The sequence below is a fragment of the Mesorhizobium sp. WSM4904 genome (assembly GCF_029674545.1).
Taxonomy (GTDB): domain Bacteria; phylum Pseudomonadota; class Alphaproteobacteria; order Rhizobiales; family Rhizobiaceae; genus Mesorhizobium.
In genome coordinates this window covers 2245605-2269071 of record NZ_CP121354.1, presented here as the reverse complement: position 1 = coordinate 2269071, position 23467 = coordinate 2245605, and the positions used below count along the sequence as shown (strand labels likewise).

Below are 23467 nucleotides of genomic sequence, written 5' to 3'. Positions count from 1 at the left end.
CCCGTATAGTGACGGGGAGAGGGGCGCTCTCATCTGCGGTTTCGCCAATCGCGAGCGTTGCAGGAAAGGCGCCGAGGCTGCGGCCAGCCCCCTTCTCCCCGTCACTATACGGGGAGAAGGTGCCGGCAGGCGGATGAGGGGCGGCGCCAACTTCGACAATTGGCGGTCTTCACCTTTCTGCGCGGTACTTCAAACCCGGCCCATCCCATGAGCGGCGCGCGAACCTCACCCGGTCGGGTCGGCAGCGGCGAGAGCCGCAAACAGGGCCGTTCTCTGGCAGCACTTGGCTACACGAAACCGCAAACCTATGAAGAGCTGCGCGCCGTGCTCTCGTCCGGCACCGTGCATTTTCCGAAGCGCCTGCGCCAAGTCGCGATCTTCCTATGGCAGCATCCGAGCGACGTGGCACTCGGTACCATCGCCCAGGTGGCGGACCAGGCCGGCGTACAGCCCTCGACGCTGGTGCGCTTCGCGCAGATCTTCGGCTATGCCGGATTTTCCGATTTCCAGGGCCTGTTCAAGGACCATATGAAAGGATCCTGGCCTGAGGGTCGTGGACAGGGCAGCCAGGAGCCGGCTAACGAGCAGAACGCCAACCTGCACTTCCTCAACGGCATGGTCGGCGCCTCGCAGGCCTCGCTCAGCCGCATCGGCAGCGGCTTCGACACCGACAGCTTCGAGAAGATGATCGACCTGCTTGCAGGAGCCGAGCTGATCTATGTCATCGGCAGCAAACGCGCCTTCCCCGTCACCACCTATCTGTCGCTGACGCTGTCGCAACAGGGTGTGCGCAATGTCCTGGTCGACAATGTCGGCTCGACCGCGCTCGACCAGGTCGGCTGCATAAGCCGGCGCGACGCCGTGCTCGCCGTCTCCTTCAGCCCCTACAATTCGATCACGCCCGACCTCGTCGCCGTCGCGCATGAGCGCGGGGCGCGAATCGTCGCCATCACCGACAGCACCTTTTCGCCGCTCGTGAAACTGTCGGACACCTGGCTGGAGGTGGTGGAGTCGGATTTCGCCGGCTTCCGCTCGCTGGCCGCTTCGCTGGCCGTCGGCATGGCTTTGGTCCACGGTGTCGTCGCGCGCCGGACAGGCTGAACAGGTACGGTTGACTACAGGGAACTGTCGTTCCATATTTAAAAAAATAGAAACTTTGTTCCGGGAGGAGGAATGGAGGTTCGGCTCGACGGCAAGGTGGTGCTGGTCACCGGCGCGACGCAAGGCATTGGCCGTGCGATCGCCGAGACGGCCGCGCGCTCCGGCGCCGAAGCTCTGCTGATCACCGGCCGCAACCAGCAACGCGGCGACGCCATCGCGGCGGACCTGACGGCCATGGGCGCGCCTGCCGCTTTCGTCGCCGCCGACCTCGGCGACCCGGACACACCGGCACTGCTCGCCTCGGGATGCATCGAGCGCTTCGGCCGCATCGACGGGCTGGTCAACGCGGGGGCTCTGACCGACCGTGCCTCTTTCGTCGACGCCGACTTGGACGGCTGGGCATCGCTGTTCGCCGCCAACGCCCGCGCGCCCTTCTTCCTGATGCAGGCAGCGATCGCCGACATGAAGAAGCGCGGCCAGGGCGGCGCCATCGTCAACATCCTGTCGATCAATGCGCATTGCGGCGCGCCGGAGCTTGCCGTCTATTCCGCCACCAAGGGCGCGCTGGCGACATTGACCAAGAACGCCGCCAACGCGCATCGCTTCGATCGCATCCGCGTCAATGGCATCAATGTCGGCTGGACCGACACGCCGGCCGAGCGCATCATGCAGGCCGAAACGCTCGGCCAGGGTCCGGGCTGGCTCGACGCCGCCAACGCGGCGCAGCCCTTCGGCCGGCTGTTCTCGGTCAACGACATCGCGAACCTTGCCGTCTTCCTGCTTTCCGACGCGGCCGGACCGATGACCGGCGCGCTGATCGACCAGGAGCAATGGGTGATCGGAGCGAACCGGTGACCGCCGCCGAGCGCCTCGGCCCCGCCGTGCTCGGCCGCTTGCCGCCCGAGGTAAGCAAGCCGGCTTACGATCGCTCGGCGCTGCGGCCAGGGATCGCGCATATCGGCGTCGGCGCCTTCCACCGCTGCCATCAGGCCGAATACACCGACGACCTTCTGGCAAACCATTTCGACCGCTGGGGACTGGTCGGCATCAACATCCGGCCTCCCCTGCTCGCCGAAACGCTCGGCCGACAGGATGGTGTCTACACGCGGCTGATTCGCCAGAACGACGAGGTCGAGGCGCGCGTCATCGGCAGCATTGTGCGCGTCGTTGACAGCCAGGACAGCGCCGCGCCGGCGCTCGAGGTGCTTTCCTCGCCCGAGATCGAGATGGTCACCATGACGGTGACCGAGAAAGGCTATTGCCACATCCCGTCGAGCGGCGCGCTCGACCTCGACCACCCCGACATCGTGCATGATCTTGCCAATCCGCAAGCGCCGCGCAGCGTGCCCGGCATACTGGCAAGGGCGCTGGAAATGCGCATGGTCTCGCATGGCCGGCCGGTGACGCTGCTTTCCTGCGACAACATCCCGGCCAACGGCACCATTCTCGGCAATGTCGTGCGGACATTCGCCGAAAGGCGCGGCAGCGGGCTGGCCGACTGGATCGCCGCCAATGTTGCCTTTCCTTCCGCCATGGTCGACCGCATCGCGCCGGCGACGACAGAAGCCGATATCGACGCGGTCGAAGAGCGCTTCGGCTATCGCGACGGCGCCGTCGTCGTCGGCGAGCGGTTTCGCCAATGGGTTATCGAGGACAGTTTCGCCGGACGCGTGCCGCGCTGGGACCGCGTCGGCGCCAGCTTCGTCGACGACGTCACCCCGTTCGAGCATCTCAAGATGCGGGTGCTGAACGGCGCCCAGACGACGCTTGCCTATCTCGGCGTGCTCGGCGGCTTCGAGCACACTTTCGAAGCAATTGCCGATCCGCTGCTTGCCACCTTTGTCCGCCGCATGCTGATCGAAGAGACGCTGCCGACGCTGATGCCGGTGCCTGGCATCTCACCGACCGCCTATGTCGAGCAGAGCCTTGCGCGCCTCACCAACACGGCGATACGCCATCGCAATCACCAGATCGCCACCGACGGCTCGCAGAAGATCGTCCAGCGCCTGCTCAACCCGATCCGCGACCGCTTGGCCATGGGCCTGAGCATTGCGCTTCTCTCGGTCCCGGTCGCCGGCTGGATGGCTTATCTGGTCAAGGCTTCCGCGCGTTTCGGCCGCGCCTGGCAGGCGTCCGATCCTTTTGCCGAGAGGATCGCGGCGATCGCCGGCCGCATTGGTGCCGACAGCGAAGCCCTCGCCGACGCAATCCTTGCCATCGATGCCATCTTCGACCCGTCGCTTGCGGCCAACACGACGTTCCGCGCGCATGTGACCACCGGTCTCGACGGCCTGCTTTCGAGCAACCCGATGGGCTTTGTCAGACAAGTCTGTGCTGGGCCAGCGGATGCGTGGTTGAAGCGCCCGGCGCGATCTGCATAGTTAGGAATTGGGAGGGATCATGAAGCTTGGACTACTCACGGCACCATTCCCGGACATCTCGCTCGGCGAAGTCGCCGACTGGGCGCGCTCGGCCGGCTTCGAGGCCCTGGAGATCGCCTGCTGGCCGAAGGCTTCGGGCGCCAGCCGCCGCTATGCCGGCACCAGCCATATCGACGCCGACATCTCGGCGTCGGAGGCCAAAGACATCGCCGCCGAGCTCGCCGGCAAGGGCCTGACGATCTCCGGCCTCGGCTTCTATCCCAATCCCCTGCATCCCGATCAGGCGCATCGCGAGGCGGTGATCGAACATCTGAAGAAGGTGATCGTGCTGGCGAGCCGCATGGGTGTCTCGTTCGTCAACACCTTCTGCGGCGGCGACGCTTCGAAAACTGTCGACGCCAATTGGGAAACAGCGCGGAAAGTCTGGCCCGCGATCATCGCCCATGCGCGCGAGCACGGCGTGAAGCTCGCCTTCGAGAACTGCCCGATGATCTTCAGCTATGACGAATGGCCGGGCGGGCACAACATCGCCTACTCGCCTTATGTCTGGCGCCGGATCCTCGAAGCCTGGGGCGGCGATGTCGGCATGAATTTCGACCCCTCGCATCTCGTCTGGCAGATGATCGACAAGGAACGCTTCATCCGCGAGTTCGGACCGCACATGCTGCATGTGCATGCCAAGGACCTGATGATTGATCATGATGGTTTGTACGAGCGCGGAATTCTTTCCGCTGGCATAGGCTGGCAGGTGCCGCGCATGCCGGGGCTTGGCGACATCAACTGGGGCAGCATCTTTTCGGGTCTTTACCGGGCTGGATATGACGGGCCGGTCATCATCGAGCATGAGGACCGGCGGTTCGAGGGAAGCGACGAAAAGGTGAAGCGCGGTTTCCTGCTGGCCCGTGATGTGCTGCGTCCCTTCGTCAAATGACGAAAAGCTTGGGCTCCGGTCACAACGGAGCCCTGGAACTGCAACTGAACGTCAATGTGGAGGAGTACTGAAATGAAGAAATACCTGACCATTGGCCCGCTACTTGCCGGTGCCGCCTTGCTTGCCTCGGTGGGCGTCTCGTCCGCCGAGGGCAAATACACGATCGGCATTTCCAACACCGTGCAGGGCAACGGCTGGCGCGAGGAGATGATCTGCGCCATGAAGGCGCAGGCATTGGCGTCCGGCGAGGTGGCGAAGCTCAACATCGCCCATCGCAACACCGACGCCGCCGGCCAGCTCGAGGACATTCGCAACCTGATCAGCGCCAAGGTCAACGCCATCGTCGTCAACCCGGCCGATCCGGCCGGCATCAAGGCCGGGCTGGAGGAGGCGACCAAGGCCGGTATCGTCGTCGTCGCCGTCGACCAGGCGGTCACCGAGCCTTCCGCCTACATTATCTCCAACAACCAGGAACAATATGCCTATCTCGGCGCCAAGTGGCTGTTCCAGCAGATGGGCGGCAAGGGCGAGGTGCTTTACATGCGCGGCGCCGCCGGCGCCTCGGCCGACAGCGACCGGGACAAAGGCTTCAAGAAGGCACTGGCCGAATTCCCCGATGTAAAGGTCGCGCAGGAGGTGTTCACCGGCTGGCAGCAGGATCAGGGCAAGCAGCAGATCCTGTCCTTCCTCGCCACGGGAGCGCCGATCAACGGCATCTGGACCTCCGGCATCGACAACGTCATTGTCGACGCGCTGGTGGAACAGCAAGCGCCGATGGTGCCGGTTGTCGGCGCCGACAATGCCGGCTTCGTCGGCCAGCTGAACACGGTCAAGGGTCTGGTCGGCGCCGCCGTCACCAACCCCGGCTCGATCGGTGGCGCCGGCGTCACGCTGGCGCTGCAGATCCTCGACGGCAAGAAGCCGGCGCAGCAGACCGTCCTGGTCGAGCCGCAGCTCTGGGAGAACGCCACGGACGAAGGCAAGGCCAAGCTGAAGTCGGCCGCCGATCCGTCGCTCAGCCCCGAGTGGCCGGTCTCGATCTCGATCCCGGACTGGACCACCTACACCAAGGAGCAGATCGTCGCCTGCAAGGGCCCGGGCGAATAAGTCCGGCTTCTTCCTTCCCTCCTTTTGGGGGAAGGAAGATCGGCGCGCAGCGCCGAGACGGATGACGGCGTGCTGGAAGGAATGAGGCGTTGGTGTTTTCTGGAACACCCCCTCATCCGGCCTCGCTTCGCGAGGCCACCTTCTCCCACAAGCTCCCACAAGGGGAGAAGGGAAAGTCGCCGCTCCGCAGTACGCCGCGCGCAAGCGCGGCGTACTGTTGTGTTAGAACAGGCCACACATGATCGAGACCCGCACGCTTTGACCACCAACCCTCTCCTCGACGCCACCGGCGTGGCGAAGAACTACGGCGCCGTCGCGGCGCTGCGCAACGCCTCGCTTTCGGTGCTGCCGGGCGAGGTCCATGCGCTGATGGGCGCCAACGGCGCCGGCAAGTCGACGCTGGTGAAGATCCTGACCGGCGCCATCCGGGCGGATGCAGGCCGCATCCTGATCCGCGGCGAAACCCGCGACGTGCGCTCGCCCGCCGCCGCCCGCCGCGCCGGCCTGCTGCCGGTCTACCAGGAGCCGGCGCTGATCCCCGATCTCGATGTGCTTTCCAATCTGCGGCTGACCGGCACGCCGGTCGAGCCCTTCCGCGCCTGGGTGCGCGAGCTTGGCATCCCCAATCTCGACATACGCGAGACCGCGCGTGACATTCCACTCGCCGTGCTGCGCGTGCTCGATCTGGCGCGCGCGCTCGCCGTCGAACCCGATGTGCTGCTGCTCGACGAGATGACGGCAGCACTTCCCGCCAACCTTGCCGAAAAGGTGCTGGAAGTCGTGCGCCGCCAAGGCGACAGCGGCCGCTCGGTGATCTTCATCTCGCACCGTTTCGTCGAGATCTCCGCGTTGTGCGATCGCGCCACGGTGCTGCGCGATGGCGCCACCGTCGGCGTCGTCGACATCGAGCCGGGCATCGAGGAAAAGATCGTCGAGATGATGCTTGGCGCCCGCATCGAGAAGACCAGTGTGGCCGCCGCGCGGGTGGCAAGCCAGGCTGCCAGCACACAAGACAGCCATCCGCGGCTATCGGTGCGCAACCTGCAGCTCGGCACCAAGCTCAACGACGTCTCCTTCGATCTCGCCAATGGCGAGGTGGCCGGCGTCGTCGCGCTGGAGGGCCAAGGCCAGGACGAGCTCTTCGCCGCCCTTGCCGGCTCGATCAGGCCGGCCGGCGGCACGATCGCGGTCGACGGCGCGCCAGTGAAGTTCTCGCATCCGAGCGATGCCATCCGCGCCGGTATCGCCTATGTGCCGGGCGACCGCACCGAGGCTTTAGCCATGCAGCGCTCGGTGCGCGAGAACATCGCGCTTCCTTTCAGCGCGGCGCTGCGCAAATGGGGCCCGATCAAGGTGCGCCGCGAGCGCATGGTGGTCTCCAGCGCCATTGCCCGCCTGCAGATCGACACTCGCGCGCAGGGCGAGGTGCAGCGCCTTTCCGGCGGCAACCAGCAGAAGGTGACCATCGCCCGCTGGATCGCGGCGGATGCCCGCACCATCCTCTGCTTCGACCCGACGCGCGGCATCGATGTCGGCACCAAGCAGGAGATATACAAATTGCTGCGCGAGCTCGCTGGCCTCGGCAAATCGGTACTTTTCTACACGTCGGAGCTGGAAGAGGTGCAGCGTGTCTGCGACCGCGTCATCGTCATATTCGGCGGCCGCGTCGTCGATACGTTCCCGGTCGAGCTTGCCGACGAGCCGGCGCTGATGCGGGCGGCCTACGGCCTGCCGCGCAGCGCCAGGGAAGATGTCGGCATCCTTGCCGACGTCAGGCCTGCTTCCGATACGGAGGTCGCGCCATGACCCGCTTCCTGCGCCGCCAGGGCTGGGTCGCCGGCCTGCTTGCGCTGCTCGTATTCCTGTTCGTCGTCACCAAACTGATCCAGCCGGGCTACGGCAGCGGCGATTTCGGCTCGCTCGCGCGGGCAGTCTTGCCCTACGCCTTTGCCGTCGCGGCGCAGACCGTCGTCGTCATTGCCGGCGGCATCGACCTCTCGGTCGCCGCCATGATGGCGCTGACCAGCGTCACCGCCGCTTCGATGATGAACGGCGCCAGCGAGGAATATGCGCTCTTCGTCGTGCCCTTCGTGCTGGCCATGGGCCTCGTGCTCGGCGCGCTCAACGGCCTCCTCATCGTCGTCACCCGCGTGCCGGACATCGTCGTCACCTTGGCCACGCTGTTCGTGCTGCAAGGCGCGGCATTGCTGGTGCTCGACGCCCCAGGCGGCGCGGCCGCCGAGTGGCTGAAGGCGAGCGTGGTCGGCACCATGCCGGTGCCCGGCCTGCCGGATTGGGCGGATGCCTGGGTTCCGAAGGCGCTGGTGCTGCTCGTCGTCTGCCTTTTCGTCATCTGGATCCCGCTCAGGCGCTCGCGTCTCGGGCTCTCCATCTATGCCATCGGCAGCAACGAGCTCGCCGCCTTCCGCAGCGGCGTGCCGGTGGCGCGCACCAGGATCGTCGCCTACGCGCTCTCCGGCCTGTTCGCGGCGCTCGGCGGGCTGTCGCTCACCATCAGCACCGGGATCGGCGCGCCGATCCCCGGCCCCTATCTGCTCGCCAGCGTCGCGGCGGTGGTGCTTGGCGGCGTCGCGCTCGGCGGCGGCAAGGGCGGGCTGCTCGGGCCGATCATCGCCGTCTTCGTGCTCAGGCTGGTGCGCACCGATCTCACGCTGCTGGCCATCGATCCCAATGTCACCGCCATCATCGAGGGCGCAATCATGGTCGCCGTCGTGATGTTCGGCGCCTTCATCACCATCCGGGGTCGCCCGGCAGGAGCAACGCCATGACGAGCACCGCGACCGTGCCCCAGCCCGCTTCGTTCGGCCGGCGCCTGAAGCGCTTCATGGCGGACCGGCCGATCATTCCGCTGATCATCCTGCTCGTCATCCTGGTGGCGATCCTGCAGGTCCTGCGCCCCGGCATCGTCAACGAGCGCTGGATCGCCAACACGGCGAAGTTCTCCATTCCGCTGGCGATCCTCGCCGGCTGCCAGACCATGACGATGCTGACCGGCGGCATCGACCTGTCGGTCGGCACGGTGGCGACGATGAGCGCTTTCATCATGGCGACCCAGATCGTCAACCAGGATCCGACGGTGGCATTCCTTCTCGCCATGCTGCCGGCGGTGCTGATCGGCCTCGTCAACGGCATCGGCGTCGGCGTCTTCCGCGTCCATCCGCTGATCATGACGCTCGGCACCAGCCTGATCGGCACCGGTTTCCTGCAGGTCTACCAGCGCACCGTGATTGCCTCCGGCGCCAGGATCCCGGATTTCCTCAACTGGCTGGGGACCGGCCTCACCTACGGCTTTCCCAATGCGCTCTTGCTGTTCGTGCCGGTGGCGGTGCTGATCGTCTTCACGCTCAACCACACCGGCTTCGGCCGCCTGCTCTACGCCGTCGGCGACAACGAGCGCGCCGCACGTTTGTCCGGCGTCCGATACTGGCAGGTGATTACCGCGCTCTACGTCATCTCCAGCCTGCTCGCCGGCATCACCGGTCTGCTCTACATCGGCCTGATCAAGGCGCCTTCGCTGTCGCTCGCCGAGCCACTGGTGCTGCCTTCGGTGGCGGCGGCCGTCATCGGCGGCACCTCGATCTTCGGCGGCCGCGGCGGCTATATGGGCACCATCGTCGGCGCGCTGATCCTCACCGTGCTGACGACGCTGCTCACCATCCTGCAGATGCCGGAAGGCGGCCGCCGCATCCTGTTCGGCTTCATCGTGCTGTTCGTGACCGCGGCCTACTTGAGGATCATCGAGGACCGGTAGGAAGGCGGCTTCTTTCAGACGGGCACAGGGCTGCGACGCTACGTTCGTTGCCGCCGGGCGGCGCGAACACTATAGCTGTTCCTCGTGCGCGAAGACATTCACACGACGGGCATTCCGGTTCTCTGCGTTTCATGCGAGGCGCGGCATCGCGGCATTTGCGGCGCGCTCAACCTTGACCAGCTCGTCACCCTTTCCAAGTCGACGAAGCGGCACAAGGCCGAGACCGGCAAGGAGCTGGTGAGCGACTCCAGGAGCGTCGAGCGCTTCGCAAACGTGCTTTCCGGCGTCGTGAAGCTCACCAAGACGCTTTCCGACGGCCGCCAGCAGATCGTCGGCCTGCAGTTTGCTCCCGATTTCCTCGGCAGGCCGTTCCAGTCGGAGAGCTCGCTGACCGCCGAGGCCGCGACCGAGGTCGAGCTGTGCTCGTTCCCGCGTCAGGCGCTCGAGCGCTTGATGAAGGAGCAGCCGGACCTCGAGCATCGCCTGCTCGAGCAGAAGCTGCGCGAGCTCGACCAGGCGCATGACTGGATGGTGGCGCTCGGCCGCAAGACGGCCGCCGAGAAGATCGCGAGCTTCCTTCTGATGATCGCGCGCAACATCGATCCGGGCGCCGGTCCAGAGCGCCGCAGCGCCGCTTTCGAACTGCCGCTGTCGCGCGCGGAGATCGCCGACTTCCTCGGGCTGACCGTGGAGACGGTGAGCCGGCAGATCACCCGCCTGCGCGGAGAGAACGTGATCCACGTCGAGAACAACCGTCACGTCATCGTCGACGACATCGGACGTCTGGCGGCACGCGCCGGCGATTAGAGCGGTTCACCGTTTCACGGAAATCTCTTTGTTTTGACGCAATTCCGGACGGAAAACCGTTACCCACTTTCCTGGAATTGCTCTGATCCCGGTCACTGTCCTTTATTGGCGGCCAAGAACCTCGGGCAGCACGTGGTCGCGCTCGAAGGCGATATGGCGGCGTGTCGATTCGAAAAAGGCGCGCAGCATGTAGCCGAATGCCTCGGGGTTCTCGATCGGCCGCCCGTGGCCGTGGGTGAGCAGCGCCTCGCTGAGATCCGTCGCTGCGCTTTCGTCCTCCAGATGCTCGACCTTGAGCCGCTCGATGATGTCTTCCCTGCCAGTTCGCTGCGCGAAGGCGGGGAAGACGACGTCTTCCTCGAAGCGGTGGCACTCGCGAACGAGCGGCAAGAGGTCCGCCGCCACGGCCAGGCACTGCAGACGGTCGACGCGCGACGGCAGGTCGTCGGCGATGCCTTCCAGCATATGGCAAAGCGCAAGCATCTGCACATGCGCCCGCTTCATATCGGCCGGGGTGCGCAACGGCTCCGGCTTGGCGTCAGTCATGATGCTCCGCCCCGATGCCCGGGTCTTTTTCCTGGACACCTCTCATAGTACCGGGACGATCGCCATGGCTTGATATGGATCAACCCTTTCCATCGCAACGCCTGCCAGGAACCCGCATGCAGGCTGATGGAGCGGGTTCAAGGCGTCTCTGATCTTGAAGCTGTCTGCCGGGTCGTGCTCGGCGCTGTCAGGCCGCCGAACTGTCCTCCTCCCCCGCATTCGGATCGCCCGGCGCGGTCGCCCAGGCGAGTTCCACCAGCGTCACCGTTCGCCGGCCGGTGCCGTCGATCTGGCAGACGATGAGGCCCTGCTCCTCGATGTAGTCGAGCAGCCGACGCGCGCGGCGCAGCGAATGCGAACCGTAGGCGCGGGCAATCGCCGCATCGCTCGGACAAGGCCAGGATTCCTTTGCCGCGCGGGCGATCATCATGAATACGCCCTGCATGTCCTCGGGCAGAAGCGAGGCGCGCACGGAAACGTCGCGCCACGCATCGTCCTCGGCCATGTCGGAGCCGACGCCGGCGCGGGCGCGTGTCAGCATGCGGCGGAACTCCGATAGGTCCGGCACGACCGAAGCCAGCCCCTCGATCCGGCAGCGGACCACGAACTCCTGGTAGAGCACGCCGATGACGCGGAACCCGGCGTCGGGTTCGGCCAGGATGGCGCGCAGGATGCGGTCCATCCGCTCGCGCCGCTCGGCGAGATCCTCGGCGCTCGGCTGCGGCTCGGCCGGCTCGGGGCGGATATCCAACGGCGCTGCCTTGGCCGCCATCAGCTGATCGAGCAGGTCCGGCGAGGGCCGCCGCTGCGGCCGCACCGTCTCCGGCGGCGGCGCCGCCAGGATGATCGAGCGCGCGTCCTCCAGCGCCGCCTCCGGCAACGGCATCAGCCCCGGCGTGCCGTTGCGCGGGCTCGTCTCGGTCGATCCGATCCGCACGCTCAGCGGACGGCGCGACAGCGCGGGGCCAAGCGCCATGAAATGCCCGCGCTCCAGGTCACGGAACGCTTCCGCCTGTCGCCGCTCCATGCCGAGCAGGTCGGCGGCGCGCGCCATGTCGATGTCGAGGAAGGTGCGGCCCATCAGGAAGTTGGAGGCCTCGGCCGCGACGTTCTTGGCGAGCTTCGCCAGCCGCTGCGTGGCGATGATGCCGGCAAGCCCGCGTTTGCGGCCGCGGCACATCAGGTTGGTCATGGCGCCGAGCGAAAGCTTGCGCGCCTCGTCGGAAACCTCGCCGGCGGCGGCCGGCGCGAAGAGCTGCGCCTCGTCCACCACCACCAGCATCGGGTACCAATGGTCGCGCGCGACCTCGAACAGCCCGCCGAGGAAAGCGGCGGCGCGCCGCATCTGGTTTTCGGCATCGAGCCCTTCGAGATTGAGCACCGTCGAGACGCGGTGGATGCGCGCCCGCTCGCCGGCCGCCTGCAGGCCCCGCTCGGTATGTTCTTCGGCATCGATCACCAGATGGCCGTAGCGCTCGCCGAGCGACACGAAGTCGCCTTCGGGGTCGATGATGGTCTGCTGCACCCATGGCGCGCTCTGCTCCAGCAGCCGACGCAACAGATGCGACTTGCCGGAGCCCGAATTGCCCTGCACCAGCAGGCGGGTCGCCAGCAGTTCCTCAAGGTCGAGGGCCGCCGGCGCGCCTGCCGTCGTCTGCCCCATCTCGATTGCAACCGTCATGTCTCGACTCGAATGGTCTCCCTGCGCGGGAGGGGCTTAGCAACCGGAGCGCGATGCGTCGAGCTTAGGCCTTTGCCTGCGGCGCGGTGTTCCACACCTAACGGCATGTCGCCCAAAAAGTGCACAGCGGTTTTGGGAAAACGACATGCGCAATAGAAAGATTTGGAGCGCGTCGACTGTATCCGTTTCAGCGCGACGCGCTTTCAGGGCAATGGCGGCAGGATGTCGCCAATCGCACTGGTCGGACCACCATTTTGCTGGCGCAATCCCAACATTGGCGTATCATCCTTTTAGGGAGGGTTCATGGCAGGAGGAGGCCGATGAACGTCGCTGCGGAAGTGCCCGTTATGGATCCGACGGTGCAAGATCTTGTTTCGTCTGCTCTTTCGAAATTTCGCGCCGGCGACACGATCTCGACCCGCGCGATGCTCGACGCCATCCGCCAATCGGATCCCTCCTGCGGGGACAGCGACGACCATCTGGTCGAACTGATCGTCATGGCCGCCGTTGGTAAGACCATGGGTGTCGTGTTCGACCACCGCTCGCCCGACGAGCGGCTGCCGCGGCTTTCCTAAGCTACCTTCCGGAGGCATGCGCCTGCAGGTTTTGGGTTGCCGCGCTACACGGTCTGTTGGGATTCAGGTCAGGCCGGCCTCACCTGAAATATCAACAGACTGCCTAGCTTCCCAGCGGATGCGGCATATAGCCGACGAAGCCGGCGATCTTCCAGCGGCCGCCGACCTTGCGGCAGAAATAGAGCGTCTGCCATTTGAGCCTGTCGACGCCGCCATCGGCCTTGGCGACGGAGCCGTCGAACTTCTTGTGCAGCACCGCGCGGTCGCCGTCGACGTCGATGTCGCGCATGTTGGTGACGCGGAACAGCGCCTCGCGCAGCGGCTCGGCGAATTTCGTCGCCGCGGTTTCCTTGGCCTGGCGCAGCCATTCGTCGCGATAGATTTCCAGCCTGGGGAATTGCAGGCGCCAGGCGTCGGCGTTGCTGAGGAAATGCGCATGCATGCCGAAGAAGCTCTCGGCGATGAAATCGTCCTCGACCATCGCCCAGTCCTGGCCGAGGAAGGCATCGATGTCGCGCCGCACCAGCATTTCCCACAGCACGTGACGATCGGCGTCGCCTTCCGGAAACGGATTCTTGTCGAAGGTCATCGGGTCCCCCTCTCATGCGTACCGGCGGCACGAACTGCCGACCTGCGTTGAGGCGCAGGATGCTCAGGCTTCTGTAATAAAGCAACATGGATTCTCGAAAAATGTTGCTTTCCAACAGGAGCTCTATGAGGATCACGCCGACGCGTGTAGACGGCTGGAAGAAACGGTCCGTCCAGTCGACAACAGGAGGCTCACTTGCCCAAGCAGTGTTTTGGAAAATCGCATGTCCCGCTCTCGCCGGCGGTGCGCGCCGGCGATTTCGTCTATGTCTCCGGCCAAGTGCCGGTGGGCAGTGACGGTCTCGTGGTCAAGGGCGGCATCGCCGAGCAGGCCGAGCAGGTGCTGCAGAACATCAAGGCCGCGCTTGCGCTTGCCGGCTGCACCATGGACGACGTGGTAAAAACCACCGTCTGGCTCGAGGACGCCCGCGATTTCGGCAGCTTCAACACAGTCTATGCCAGGCATTTCCCCAATGACCCGCCGGCGCGAACAACGGTGGAGTCGCGCCTGATGATCGACATCAAGATCGAGATCGAGGCGGTCGCATACCGGCCGGTCTGATCGCTAAAAGCAATTCCAGGAAAAGTGCATCGCGGTTTTCCGTTCGGAATTGCGTGAAAAAACAGACGCCAAGGAGGCGCCGATGCAGTTCGATCTGCTGATCAAGGGCGGCCGTGTGATCGACCCGGCCTCGGGCCTCGATGCGGCGCGCGACGTCGCCATCGCCGATGGCCGCATCGCCGCGATCGACGCGGCCATCGATGCCGAGGCCGCCGGCGAGGTCGTCGACGCCAGGGACTGCATCGTCGCGCCGGGTCTCGTCGACCTGCACAGCCATGTCTATTGGGGCGGCACCTCGCTCGGCGTCGACGCCGACCGGCTTGCCGCCAAGAGCGGCACCACCACCTTCATCGACGCCGGCAGCGCCGGCGCCGGCAATTTCCTAGGCTTTCGCCGCCACGTCATCGAACGCTCCAAGGTCCGCATCCTCGCTTACGTCAACATCTCCTTCGCCGGCATATTCGGCTTCGCCAAGACCGTGTCGGTCGGCGAATGCAGCGATCTCAGGCTCTGCGAGCCGCGCGAGACGGTGGCTGCGGTGCGCGAGCACGCCGATGTCGTCGTCGGCATCAAGGTGCGTTCCGGCAAGCATGCCGGCGGCACCAGCGGCATCGCACCCTTAGACCTGGCGCTCGAAGCCGCCGATAAGGTCGGCCTGCCGCTGATGGCGCATATCGACGAGCCGCCGCCCGGTCGCTCGGAAGTGCTGCCGAGACTCCGCCACGGCGACATCCTCACCCACTGCTTCCGGCCGTTCCCCAACGCGCCGGTCTTCGCTTCGGGCGCGGTGCGGCCGGACATGCGCCTTGCCCGCGAGCGCGGCGTGATTTTCGACATCGGCCACGGCATGGGCTCCTTCGACTTCGAGGTCGCCAAGGCCATGCTTGCCGAAGGCCTGGCGCCCGACGTCATCTCGAGCGACGTCCATCTCTACTGCGTCGATGGCCCCGCCTTCGACATCCTGGTCTGCATGTCCAAGCTCATGGCGCTCGGCATGCCGCTGGTCGAGGTGCTGCGCGCGGCGACGGTTAATCCCGCGCAGGCAATCGCAAGGCCCGAACTCGGCGCAATGAAGATCGGCGGCATCGGCGATGTCACGGTGCTCAAATTGCAGCCGGGACGCTTCACCTTCGTCGATGCGGTCGGCGCTTCACTGGTGGCGGATCGGCGGCTGGTCTCCAACGGCATCGTCATCGGCGGCAAATGGTGGCCGAACGAGGCCACGAACCATAACGAAACGGAACGCTTCGAAGCGCATGCCCATCATACGCATGTCGAGCTTGCGGCCATGCATTTTCGGCAGCGGCATGATTAGCCGATCTCTCCCTGAGCGGAGATGGCCGGCAGGGTTGCGGCGGCGGCGCGTTTGACGAATGGCTTCCCCCACTCCGTCGCTGCTTCGCAGCGCCACCTCTCCCCCACATTCGTCTACGGCATGCACACATCTTCTGTGACTGGCGTGACTGATCGACCTGAGGCTTGATTGCCACGTGGTTCCCCCAATCCGTCGCTGCTTCGCAGCGCCACCTTTCCCTCCTCCGGAGGGAAAGGAAGGGAGCCTTGCTGGACGAGCGTTGACGGCAAAACGCCTGGCGCCTTTCCTCTACCCCGTCGATCGGGGGAGAGGTGGCTCGGCGAAGCCGAGACGGAGTGGGGGTCGACCAGCGCTACATCAGACAATGCATGCGCCAAGCCGCCATGCACGCTATCGCCAAAGACCAGCCGCTTGGAAATGTGTGCATGCCGTAGCCCTCCGGAGGGAGAGGAAGGAAGCTGAATAAGCTCGCGCCTTTCCTCTCCCCCGTCGATCGGGGAGAGGTGTCGAGCGAAGCTCGACGGAGCGGGGGTCGACCTTACCCAGCATTGCTCGGCTCGCCGTAGACCGGCGTGGCGATCCCCTCCATCCTCGCCTTGAGCTGCATTGCCACGAACTTCGAATAGAAGCGCGACAGCGCGAGGTTGCCGCCGTGGAACCACAGCGCCTCCTGCGCCGTCGGCTTCCACATGTTGCGCAATTCGCCCTGCCACGGGCCAGGATCGCCCTTGACGCCGGAGCCCAGCCCCCAGCACGGGCCGACCTTGTCGGCGATCTCGCGCGAGACGATCGCCGCCACCGTCTCGTTCATCGACTGGTAGCCGGTGCAGCAGACGATCGCGTCGACGGCGAGCTCGCTGCCGTCCTCGAACAGGATGCCGCTCGGCGACAGCGCCTTGATGCCGACCCCGCTCTTCACCGCGACCTCGCCGTTCAGGATCAGCTCGCAGGCTCCGACATCGATGTAGTAGCCCGAGCCGGTGCGGTAGGCCTTCATCAAAAGACCGGTTTCGTCCTCGCCGAAGTCGATCGCAAAGCCACTGGCGCTCAGCCGCTTGTAGAAATCCGCGTCGCGCTCGCGGATAACGTCATAGAGCGCCCGCTGGCCTTTCGGCACCAGCGCGAACGGCGTCGAGGCGACGATCATGTCGGCCTTGTCGGTGGTGATGCCGCGCGCCAGCGCCTTTTCAGAAAAGATCTCGAAGCCGACCTCCATCAGCGTGTCGGACTTCACCACCGTCGTCGGCGAGCGCTGCACCATGGTGACCTTGGCGCCCGCCTCCCAGAGGTCGACGCTGACATCGTGGCCCGAGCTTGCCGCGCCGATCACCGCGACGCGCTTGCCCCGGAATTTCTCGCCGGTCGAATACTGGCTCGAATGCAGCAGCTCGCCCTTGAAGCTGTCCGCGCCGGGCAGCTCGATCCGCCGCGGCGGCCCGTAGGCGCCGGTGGCGAAGACGATGTGCTTGGGCCTCAGCGTGATGCGCCGGCCGACACGGTCGACCACCACCGTCCAGACCTTTTCGGTCTCGTCATAGGCAGCGCTGATGCATTTGGTGGCGACCCAGTAGTTCAGCTCCATGACGCGGGCATACATTTCCAGCCAGTCGCCCATCTTGTCCTTGGGCGTGAACACCGGCCAGTTTTCCGGGAACGGAATATAGGGCAGATGGTCGTACCAGACCGGATCGTGCAGCACGAGCGAACGGTAGCGGTTGCGCCAGGAATCGCCGGCACGCGCGTTCTTCTCGACGATGAGCGTCGGCACGCCGAGCTGCCGCAGCCGGGCGCCGAGCATGATGCCGCCCTGGCCGCCGCCGATCACCAGGCAATAGGGCTGCTCGTGCATGCCGAGGTCGCGCGCCTCGCGCGCTCTTTTCTCGGCCCAGGTCTCGCGCTCGGGATCGGCCTTGTGGCGGATACCGAGCGGCCGGGCCGGCCCCTTCTGCTCCTCGAAACCCTTGAGCTCGCTCATCGCCGTGAACAGCGTCCGGCAGCGGCCGTCCTTGAGCCGCAGGATGCCCTCGCCTCGCGCCACAGCCGTCTCGAAGCTGAACCAGGCCTCGATGATGCCGTCGTCGACGCTGGCTTCGCCGGACAGGCGCCAGTGCGACGGCCGCGCCGATGGCAGCGTGGCCTCGAGCATCTCGCGGACCGCCGCCTGGCTCTCCATGGTCTTGATGTTCCATGTGAAGGCGAGCAGATCGCGCCAGTAGCAATCCTCAACGAAGAGGTTCGTCGCCGCCTCGATGTCGCCAACTTCGAGCGCCCGGCCGAACGAGCCGAGCCAAGTCGCCGCCTGTTGCGATGGTGCGATATCGAGCATTCTTCTTCGTTCCCTTTTCAGTTCGAATTCTTATCGAAGCCGGCGCCGCCGCTTCTCCTTCTCCCCTTGTGGGAGAAGGTGGATCGGCGCGATAGCGCCGAGACGGATGAGGGGTGTTCCAGCGGAGTGAGACGCTGGCGTTCCCTGGAACACCCCTCATCCGACCGAGCTTCGCTCGGCCACCTTCTCCCACAAGGGGAGAAGGAATAGTCGCTAGTCCCCGAGCGGCTCCATCTCCTTGCCCGTCCGGTGGATCTGGGCGTTGTACTTGATCCGGCGCACCGTCTCGCGCGCCGGGCCGTCGAGCTTGTAGGCCGACGCCACCGCCAGCAGATCGATCGCCGCCAGGAAGGCGTAGCGCGAAGCGGTCGGCTTCAGCGTGTCGGGATATTCGGGAACCGCCATCGTCAGCCGCACGTCGCAGACCCGCGTCAGTTCCGTGTCCGGTGCCGTCACGCAGATCGCGTCGGCGCGATAATGCCTGGCAAGCTCCACCGCCTCGATCACCTCTCGTGTGCGCCCGGTCGCCGAAATCGCGATCACCACATCGCCGGGCTTCAGCGTCGAAGCCGTCATGCGCATCAGATACGGGTCGCACTGCGCGCTGATCGTTATGCCATAGCGGAACAGGCGGTATTGCGTTTCCTGGGCTAGCGCCGACGAGCTGCCGCCGAGGCCGAACACCGTCACCTGCCTTGCCTTGGCGATCAGTTCCGCCGCCTTCTGCAACTGCCCTGGATCGATCTGCCGCTCGGCCTCCTGCAGCGCGCGCCGCGCTTCGCCGAACACGGCGTTCCAGAACGGCACGCCGCTGTCGCTGTTCGAAGGTTGCGGCTTGGTGCTGAGATAGAGCGCGCCGACGACCAGGCTCTGCGCCAGCTTCAGCTTGAAGTCGCGCACACCCTCGCAGCCGATGGCGCGACAGAAGCGGGTGACCGTCGGCTCGCTGACCTGCGCGCGCTGCGCGAGCGCGGCATTGGACGCATCGACCGCGTATTTGACATCGTCGAGCACGACATCGGCGACGCGGCGCTCGGCCGGCCGCAAATCCGCGTAGCTGTCCTTCACCTGCGAAATGATGTCCGGGAAGCGTCTGACATGGTCGTGCCGGTCGCCATCCTCATCGGGAATTCGCAGCACCTGGCTGTCAGCTTCGGTCATTGGCCAGTCCTTCCCTGCCAGTTTCTGGACCCACCATATTCGCGATTATCCGCCCGCTGGCCATAGGCAATCAACTGAAGCGAGTATGTAGGAAAGTAACACACACCGCAAGGGGATCAAAAATAGCGGAAAACCAGACTCTTAGATAAGAACTGATTGAACCTGATTGCGTCAGCTCTTTGTCGTCGCTTGACAGTAAAGTAGGATAGTTACAGACTGATTTCGCGGACGGATGGGCCTTTGGCAACGCATCGCGCAGTCTCCGAGGGGGAGCATGAATACGGCCAGCGCAAGAACGCCGAAGCTCGGCGTGCAGGCAGCGAGCAAGGTCTACAGCACGGCCTCCGGCGATCTCCTCGCCCTGGACCGCTGCAGCCTCGATGTGCACGCCAATGAGATCGTCTCCATCGTCGGCCCTTCCGGTTGCGGCAAGACGACGCTTTTGTGGTCGATGTCGGGCCTGCACCGGCTGACCAGCGGCTCGATCCTGCTCGACGGCAAGGAGATCACCGGCCCACGCCCCGAGATCGGCATCGTCTTCCAGGAAGCGAACCTGCTGCCCTGGCGCAACCTCGACGCCAATATCAACTTCCCCTTCGAGATCAAGGGCGAGAAGCCCGACCGGGCCTGGATCGCGCATCTCTTGAACCGCGTCGGGCTCGACGGCTTCGGCGGCAAGTTCCCGCGCGAGCTTTCCGGCGGCATGCAGCAGCGCGCGGCGATCGTGCGGGCGCTGGCGCTGAAGCCTTCCGTGCTTCTGATGGACGAGCCCTTCGGCGCGCTCGACAGCTTCACTCGCGAGGAGATGAACCGCCTCGTCGAGGAGATCTGGCTCGACACCAAGACGACGATCGTCTTCATCACTCACAGCATCGAGGAAGCGATCTTCCTCTCCGACCGGGTCGTGGTGCTGACCACCCGGCCAGGCCGCGTCGCCAAGGTCTACGACGTGCCGTTTCCGCGGCCGCGCTCGCTGGAGATCATGGCGACCAAGGAGGTCTTCGACCTCACCAACCGCATCAAGATGGACATCGTCGGCGAGCGCCGGCCGAAGGGATCGGAGCAGCAGGGGCAAAAAACCGCTGAAATCGTGAGGATCAGGCCGTGAGCGGGGGCGACGCCATTCCGGAATTCTCGAAGAGCAAGGGCGGCGACGGCCAGGACGTCAGCCTTACCAATCTTTCCGCCTTCGCTAGCGGCCCCGGCGTCAAGTCCGGCGCCGAGGTGGCGGCGATCCTCGCCGTCGCCGTGGTGATCATCGGCGGCATCGAGCTGGCGCTCCGCATCTTCCACGTGCCGCAATACATCATGCCGCCGCCAAGCTCGATCGTTTACGCGCTGTTCGACGAGTTCCCGCTGATCGCGCCGCATCTCGGCTACACGCTGGTCGAGCTGGTGTCGGGCTTCGCCATCGGCGCCATCGTCGGGCTGGTGATGGCGGCGGTGATCACACAGTTCCCCTTCGCGGAAAAGATCGTCGCGCCTTACATCCTCATCCTCGTCACCACGCCGATGCTGGCGCTGGTGCCGCTGCTCATCCTGCGCTTCGGCTTCGGCTATGCGCCGCGCATCATCGCCGTGGCGTTGGCCGCCGGCCCGATGGTGATGATCAACGCCGCCACCGGCTTCCGCCGCGTCGACAGCGCCAAGATCGCGCTTGCCCGCTCCTACGGCGCGAGCACCTTGCAGATATTCTGGAAGATCCGCGCGCCGATGGCGCTGCCGATGATCCTGGTCGGCCTGATGATCGGCGCGATCTTCGGGCTCTTGACCGCAGTCGGCGCCGAGATGGTCGGCGGCGGCTTCGGCCTCGGCAACCGGCTTACCTCCTATTCGTCGATGATCCAGATGCCGCAATTCTTCGCGGTGGTGCTGATCCTGTCGATCCTCGGCATCCTGATCTACGTGCTGTTCTTCCTGATCGGCAAGAAATGGGCGAGCTGGGAGACCTGAGCATCGGAGCATGAACGCCCGGAAGGCGGGCGAAGGCAAGGCAAGCGATCGACAGAGGGCAATCAACAAAGGGGAATGCCATGACCAATGAAAATCCGATCCGTTCCAGTGCTGCAGCGGGCATCAGCCGCCGCTACTTCCTGCAGGTGACGGCGGCCGGCGTCGTGACCGCCACCGCGCTCGGCGCATCAGGCTTGAAAGCCAGGGCGGCGGCTTATGAAAAATTCACCTGGATCTCGCCGCGCGGCACACTGGAAGTGCTGGACGATTATCCCTACTGGTCGGCCAAGAAGGCCGGCTATTTCGGCGACCTCAATACCGACATGCAGCCTGGTCCGTCGGACGGCACGGCGACGGTGAAGTTCGTCGATGTCGGACAGGCCGACATGGGCTTCCCCTCGCCCGGCGTCTTCTCCTTCGCCATCCAGAACGGCATGAAGCTGAAGTCCGTGTTCCACATGGGCGCGCGCGACACCTTCAGCCTCGCCTTCCGCAAGGGCCAGGGCACCAAGAACCTCAAGGACCTCGAAGGCAAGACCATCCTGCTCGGCTCCGCCGCCTGGCAGGCGATAGTCGATCCGCTGCTTGCGGCCCAAGGCGTCGACATCAAGAAGGTGAAATATGTCGAGGCCGGCTGGCCGACCTGGGGTACGGCACTTGCCGGCGGCCAGGGCGATGCCGCACTCTCCTGGGAGGGGTTGCGTGCCGAATGGATCGCCAAGGGCCTTGACTTCGAATATTGGCTGGGCGTGCAGAACTCGAAGCTGCCGGCCAATACCTTCGTCGTGCGCGCCGCCGACCTCGAGGATGCCGACAAGAAAGCCTTCCTGGAGAAGTACCTGCGCGGCTGGGCGATGGGCCTCGAATTCGGATACCAGAACCCGCGCGCGGCCGTCGAGGCCGTGTTCGAGCAGTTCCCGACCTTGGCCAAGAACCTCGGGCCGGAGCTCGGTACCACCTCGATCCTGCAGCAGATCAATGTCTTCCGCGGCGACATGGACAAGCGCGGCGGCTGGGGCTCGCATGACATGGCGAGCTGGCAGGGCTTCTTCGACGAGATCCTGAAGATCGGCCAGATCACCGCGCCGGTGAGGGCCGAGGACGTCTGCACGAACGACCTGATCCAGGCCGCCAATGATTTCGACAAGGCCAAGGTCAAGGCCGACGCAGACGGCGTGAAACTGTCGGAAGGCTTTGCCGCGCTCGACATCGAGAAGATCAAGGCGCACCTGTTCGACTCGGCGGTGAAGTAGGCTGCAATTGTTGAGGTAAGCGCTGCCCCTCATCCGCCTGCCGGCACCTTCTCCCCGTATAGTGACGGGGAGAAGGGAGGTGGCCGCAACGCCGGCGATTGGCGAAACCCTCGGCGAAGGGCTCTTTCTCCCCGTCACTATACGGGGAGAAATGCCCGGCAGGGCAATGAGGGGCAGCGCCAACCTGTGGCGATTGCCCGGACAGGCACATGGGCGGCGGCCGCACATCGCCACCCACAGTTCAATTGATAATCAGGGAGGCTGACATGGCCGACAAAGTAAGAATCCTGGTGGTTGGTCTGGGCAATATGGGCGCCTCGCATGCCAGCGCCTATCACCGCTCGGACGGCTTCGAGATCGTCGGCATCATGAGCCGCACCATCAAGAGCAACAGGAAGATCCCAAAGGAACTTGCCGGCTATCCGCTCTATGAGGATTTCGACCTGGCGCTGAAGGAAACCAAGCCGGACGCGGTCTCCATCAACAGCTGGCCGAATACGCATGCCGAATATGCGCTGAAGGCGATCGCCGCCAACTGCCATGTGTTCATGGAAAAGCCACTCGCCACCAACATCGCCGACGCCGAGAAGGTGGTGGCCGCGGCGCGTGCCAAGAACCGCAAGCTGGTGCTGGGCTACATCCTGCGCGTCCACCCGTCCTGGATCAAATTCATCGAGGTCGGCAAGACGCTCGGCAAGCCGCTGGTGATGCGCCTCAACCTCAACCAGCAGAGCAGCGGCACCGCCTGGCATTGGCACAAGAACCTGATCGACTCGCTGATCCCGATCGTCGACTGCGGCGTGCACTATGTCGACGTCATGTGCCAGCTCACCGGCGCCAAGCCGGTGCGCGTGCACGGCATCGGCGCGAAACTCTGGGCCGAGGCCGACAAGCAGAATTACGGCCACCTGCATGTCACCTTCGATGACGGCTCGGTCGGCTGGTACGAGGCGGGCTGGGGACCGATGATGAGCGAGACGGCCTATTTCGTGAAGGACGTGGTCGGCCCGAAGGGTGCCGTCTCGATCGTCGCCGGCCAGTCGGGAAGCAGCGCCAAGGAAGCCGAGGAGGTATCGGATTCCGCCGACATCGACCGCCATACCAAGACCGACGCGCTGAAGATCCACTATGCGCAGGTCGACGGCGACAAGAACTTTTCGAAGCCTGACGAGATCGTCAGCATGGAGGACGAGCCCGGCCATCAGGAGCTTTGCGACCGCGAGCAGGCCTTCTTCCTGCGCGCCATCCGCGAGGATCTCGACCTGACCGAGCAGATGGATGCGGCCGTCAACAGCCTGCGCATCGTGCTCGCCGCCGAGCAGAGCATCGCGGAGAGGCGCACCGTCGAGCTGGCTTGAGGCTCGGCGCGCCCTGCCGCGCCAGCCCCCTCATCCGGCCGCTTCGCGGC

The 23467-nt window shown here is 65.2% G+C and carries 21 protein-coding genes; 16 read left to right on the top strand and 5 right to left on the bottom strand.

Annotation, left to right across the window (positions count from 1 at the left end):
* Window positions 1-207: 207 nt before the first annotated feature.
* From QAZ47_RS10820 to QAZ47_RS10780, 9 genes are all read left to right on the top strand, one after another.
* The gene (locus QAZ47_RS10820; protein WP_278233222.1) at window positions 208-1101 is read left to right on the top strand and encodes a MurR/RpiR family transcriptional regulator; all 894 of its coding nucleotides are present in this window, start codon (window positions 208-210) and stop codon (window positions 1099-1101) included.
* A gap of 72 nt (window positions 1102-1173) precedes the next feature.
* The gene (locus tag QAZ47_RS10815) at window positions 1174-1956 is read left to right on the top strand and encodes an SDR family oxidoreductase (RefSeq protein WP_278233221.1); all 783 of its coding nucleotides are present in this window, start codon (window positions 1174-1176) and stop codon (window positions 1954-1956) included.
* On the top strand, window positions 1953-3482 hold the full coding sequence (locus QAZ47_RS10810) for a mannitol dehydrogenase family protein (RefSeq protein WP_278233220.1): 1530 nt from the start codon (window positions 1953-1955) through the stop codon (window positions 3480-3482). The genes QAZ47_RS10815 and QAZ47_RS10810 overlap by 4 nt, the downstream gene beginning before the upstream one ends.
* Before the next feature lie 19 nt (window positions 3483-3501).
* Window positions 3502-4413 (top strand): sugar phosphate isomerase/epimerase, encoded by a 912-nt coding sequence (locus QAZ47_RS10805; RefSeq protein ID WP_278233219.1) that lies wholly within the window; start codon window positions 3502-3504, stop codon window positions 4411-4413.
* Window positions 4414-4485: 72 nt separating this feature from the next.
* Window positions 4486-5520, top strand: a complete 1035-nt coding sequence (locus tag QAZ47_RS10800; protein WP_278206747.1) for an ABC transporter substrate-binding protein — start codon at window positions 4486-4488, stop codon at window positions 5518-5520.
* 258 nt (window positions 5521-5778) lie between these two features.
* Window positions 5779-7326 (top strand): sugar ABC transporter ATP-binding protein, encoded by a 1548-nt coding sequence (locus QAZ47_RS10795; RefSeq protein WP_278233218.1) that lies wholly within the window; start codon window positions 5779-5781, stop codon window positions 7324-7326.
* The gene (locus QAZ47_RS10790) at window positions 7323-8309 is read left to right on the top strand and encodes an ABC transporter permease (RefSeq protein WP_278206745.1); all 987 of its coding nucleotides are present in this window, start codon (window positions 7323-7325) and stop codon (window positions 8307-8309) included. Before QAZ47_RS10795 ends, QAZ47_RS10790 begins: the two co-directional genes overlap by 4 nt.
* Window positions 8306-9292: an ABC transporter permease gene (locus QAZ47_RS10785; RefSeq protein ID WP_278233217.1), complete on the top strand. Its 987-nt coding sequence runs from the start codon at window positions 8306-8308 to the stop codon at window positions 9290-9292. Before QAZ47_RS10790 ends, QAZ47_RS10785 begins: the two co-directional genes overlap by 4 nt.
* Before the next feature lie 84 nt (window positions 9293-9376).
* Window positions 9377-10099, top strand: coding sequence for a Crp/Fnr family transcriptional regulator (locus QAZ47_RS10780; RefSeq protein ID WP_278233216.1), 723 nt, complete (start codon window positions 9377-9379; stop codon window positions 10097-10099).
* A gap of 102 nt (window positions 10100-10201) precedes the next feature.
* On the opposite strand, the gene QAZ47_RS10775 is transcribed toward QAZ47_RS10780, so the two are convergent.
* Window positions 10202-10645 carry a hemerythrin domain-containing protein gene (locus QAZ47_RS10775; protein ID WP_278206742.1) on the bottom strand — a complete coding sequence of 148 codons (444 nt, stop codon included), beginning with the start codon at window positions 10643-10645 and terminating at the stop codon, window positions 10202-10204.
* A gap of 187 nt (window positions 10646-10832) precedes the next feature.
* Window positions 10833-12326, bottom strand: a complete 1494-nt coding sequence (locus tag QAZ47_RS10770; protein WP_278233215.1) for an ATP-binding protein — start codon at window positions 12324-12326, stop codon at window positions 10833-10835.
* 320 nt (window positions 12327-12646) lie between these two features.
* On the opposite strand from QAZ47_RS10770, the gene QAZ47_RS10765 reads away from it, so the two are divergent.
* Window positions 12647-12901 carry a hypothetical protein gene (locus QAZ47_RS10765; RefSeq protein ID WP_278233214.1) on the top strand — a complete coding sequence of 85 codons (255 nt, stop codon included), beginning with the start codon at window positions 12647-12649 and terminating at the stop codon, window positions 12899-12901.
* 103 nt (window positions 12902-13004) lie between these two features.
* Here the strand turns inward: QAZ47_RS10765 and QAZ47_RS10760 are convergent, their stop codons facing one another.
* Complete coding sequence (locus tag QAZ47_RS10760) at window positions 13005-13490, bottom strand: hypothetical protein (RefSeq protein WP_278233213.1); 486 nt, start codon at window positions 13488-13490, stop codon at window positions 13005-13007.
* Between the two features lie 195 nt (window positions 13491-13685).
* Between QAZ47_RS10760 and QAZ47_RS10755 the strand changes: the two genes are divergently transcribed.
* Both QAZ47_RS10755 and QAZ47_RS10750 read left to right on the top strand, forming a co-directional pair.
* Window positions 13686-14051 carry a RidA family protein gene (locus QAZ47_RS10755; RefSeq protein WP_278233212.1) on the top strand — a complete coding sequence of 122 codons (366 nt, stop codon included), beginning with the start codon at window positions 13686-13688 and terminating at the stop codon, window positions 14049-14051.
* An 82-nt stretch (window positions 14052-14133) separates the two neighbouring features.
* Window positions 14134-15366 (top strand): amidohydrolase/deacetylase family metallohydrolase, encoded by a 1233-nt coding sequence (locus tag QAZ47_RS10750; protein WP_278233211.1) that lies wholly within the window; start codon window positions 14134-14136, stop codon window positions 15364-15366.
* A gap of 538 nt (window positions 15367-15904) precedes the next feature.
* On the opposite strand, the gene QAZ47_RS10745 is transcribed toward QAZ47_RS10750, so the two are convergent.
* Together QAZ47_RS10745 and QAZ47_RS10740 are read right to left on the bottom strand one after the other, a co-directional pair.
* Window positions 15905-17692, bottom strand: a complete 1788-nt coding sequence (locus QAZ47_RS10745; protein ID WP_278233210.1) for an NAD(P)/FAD-dependent oxidoreductase — start codon at window positions 17690-17692, stop codon at window positions 15905-15907.
* Window positions 17693-17905: 213 nt separating this feature from the next.
* Window positions 17906-18853, bottom strand: coding sequence for a MurR/RpiR family transcriptional regulator (locus QAZ47_RS10740; RefSeq protein ID WP_278233209.1), 948 nt, complete (start codon window positions 18851-18853; stop codon window positions 17906-17908).
* Between the two features lie 274 nt (window positions 18854-19127).
* Here QAZ47_RS10740 and QAZ47_RS10735 point away from each other — a divergent pair, with 274 nt between their 5' ends.
* The 4 genes from QAZ47_RS10735 (at window position 19128) to QAZ47_RS10720 (ending at window position 23417) form a co-directional block, all read left to right on the top strand.
* The gene (locus QAZ47_RS10735) at window positions 19128-19961 is read left to right on the top strand and encodes an ABC transporter ATP-binding protein (protein ID WP_278206734.1); all 834 of its coding nucleotides are present in this window, start codon (window positions 19128-19130) and stop codon (window positions 19959-19961) included.
* Window positions 19958-20806 (top strand): ABC transporter permease, encoded by an 849-nt coding sequence (locus tag QAZ47_RS10730; protein ID WP_278206733.1) that lies wholly within the window; start codon window positions 19958-19960, stop codon window positions 20804-20806. Before QAZ47_RS10735 ends, QAZ47_RS10730 begins: the two co-directional genes overlap by 4 nt.
* Before the next feature lie 80 nt (window positions 20807-20886).
* A complete protein-coding gene (locus tag QAZ47_RS10725) occupies window positions 20887-22059 on the top strand; it encodes an ABC transporter substrate-binding protein (RefSeq protein WP_278206732.1) in 1173 nt (390 codons plus the stop codon).
* Window positions 22060-22325: 266 nt separating this feature from the next.
* Window positions 22326-23417, top strand: a complete 1092-nt coding sequence (locus QAZ47_RS10720; protein ID WP_278233208.1) for a Gfo/Idh/MocA family oxidoreductase — start codon at window positions 22326-22328, stop codon at window positions 23415-23417.
* The last annotated feature ends 50 nt before the right edge of the window (window positions 23418-23467 follow it).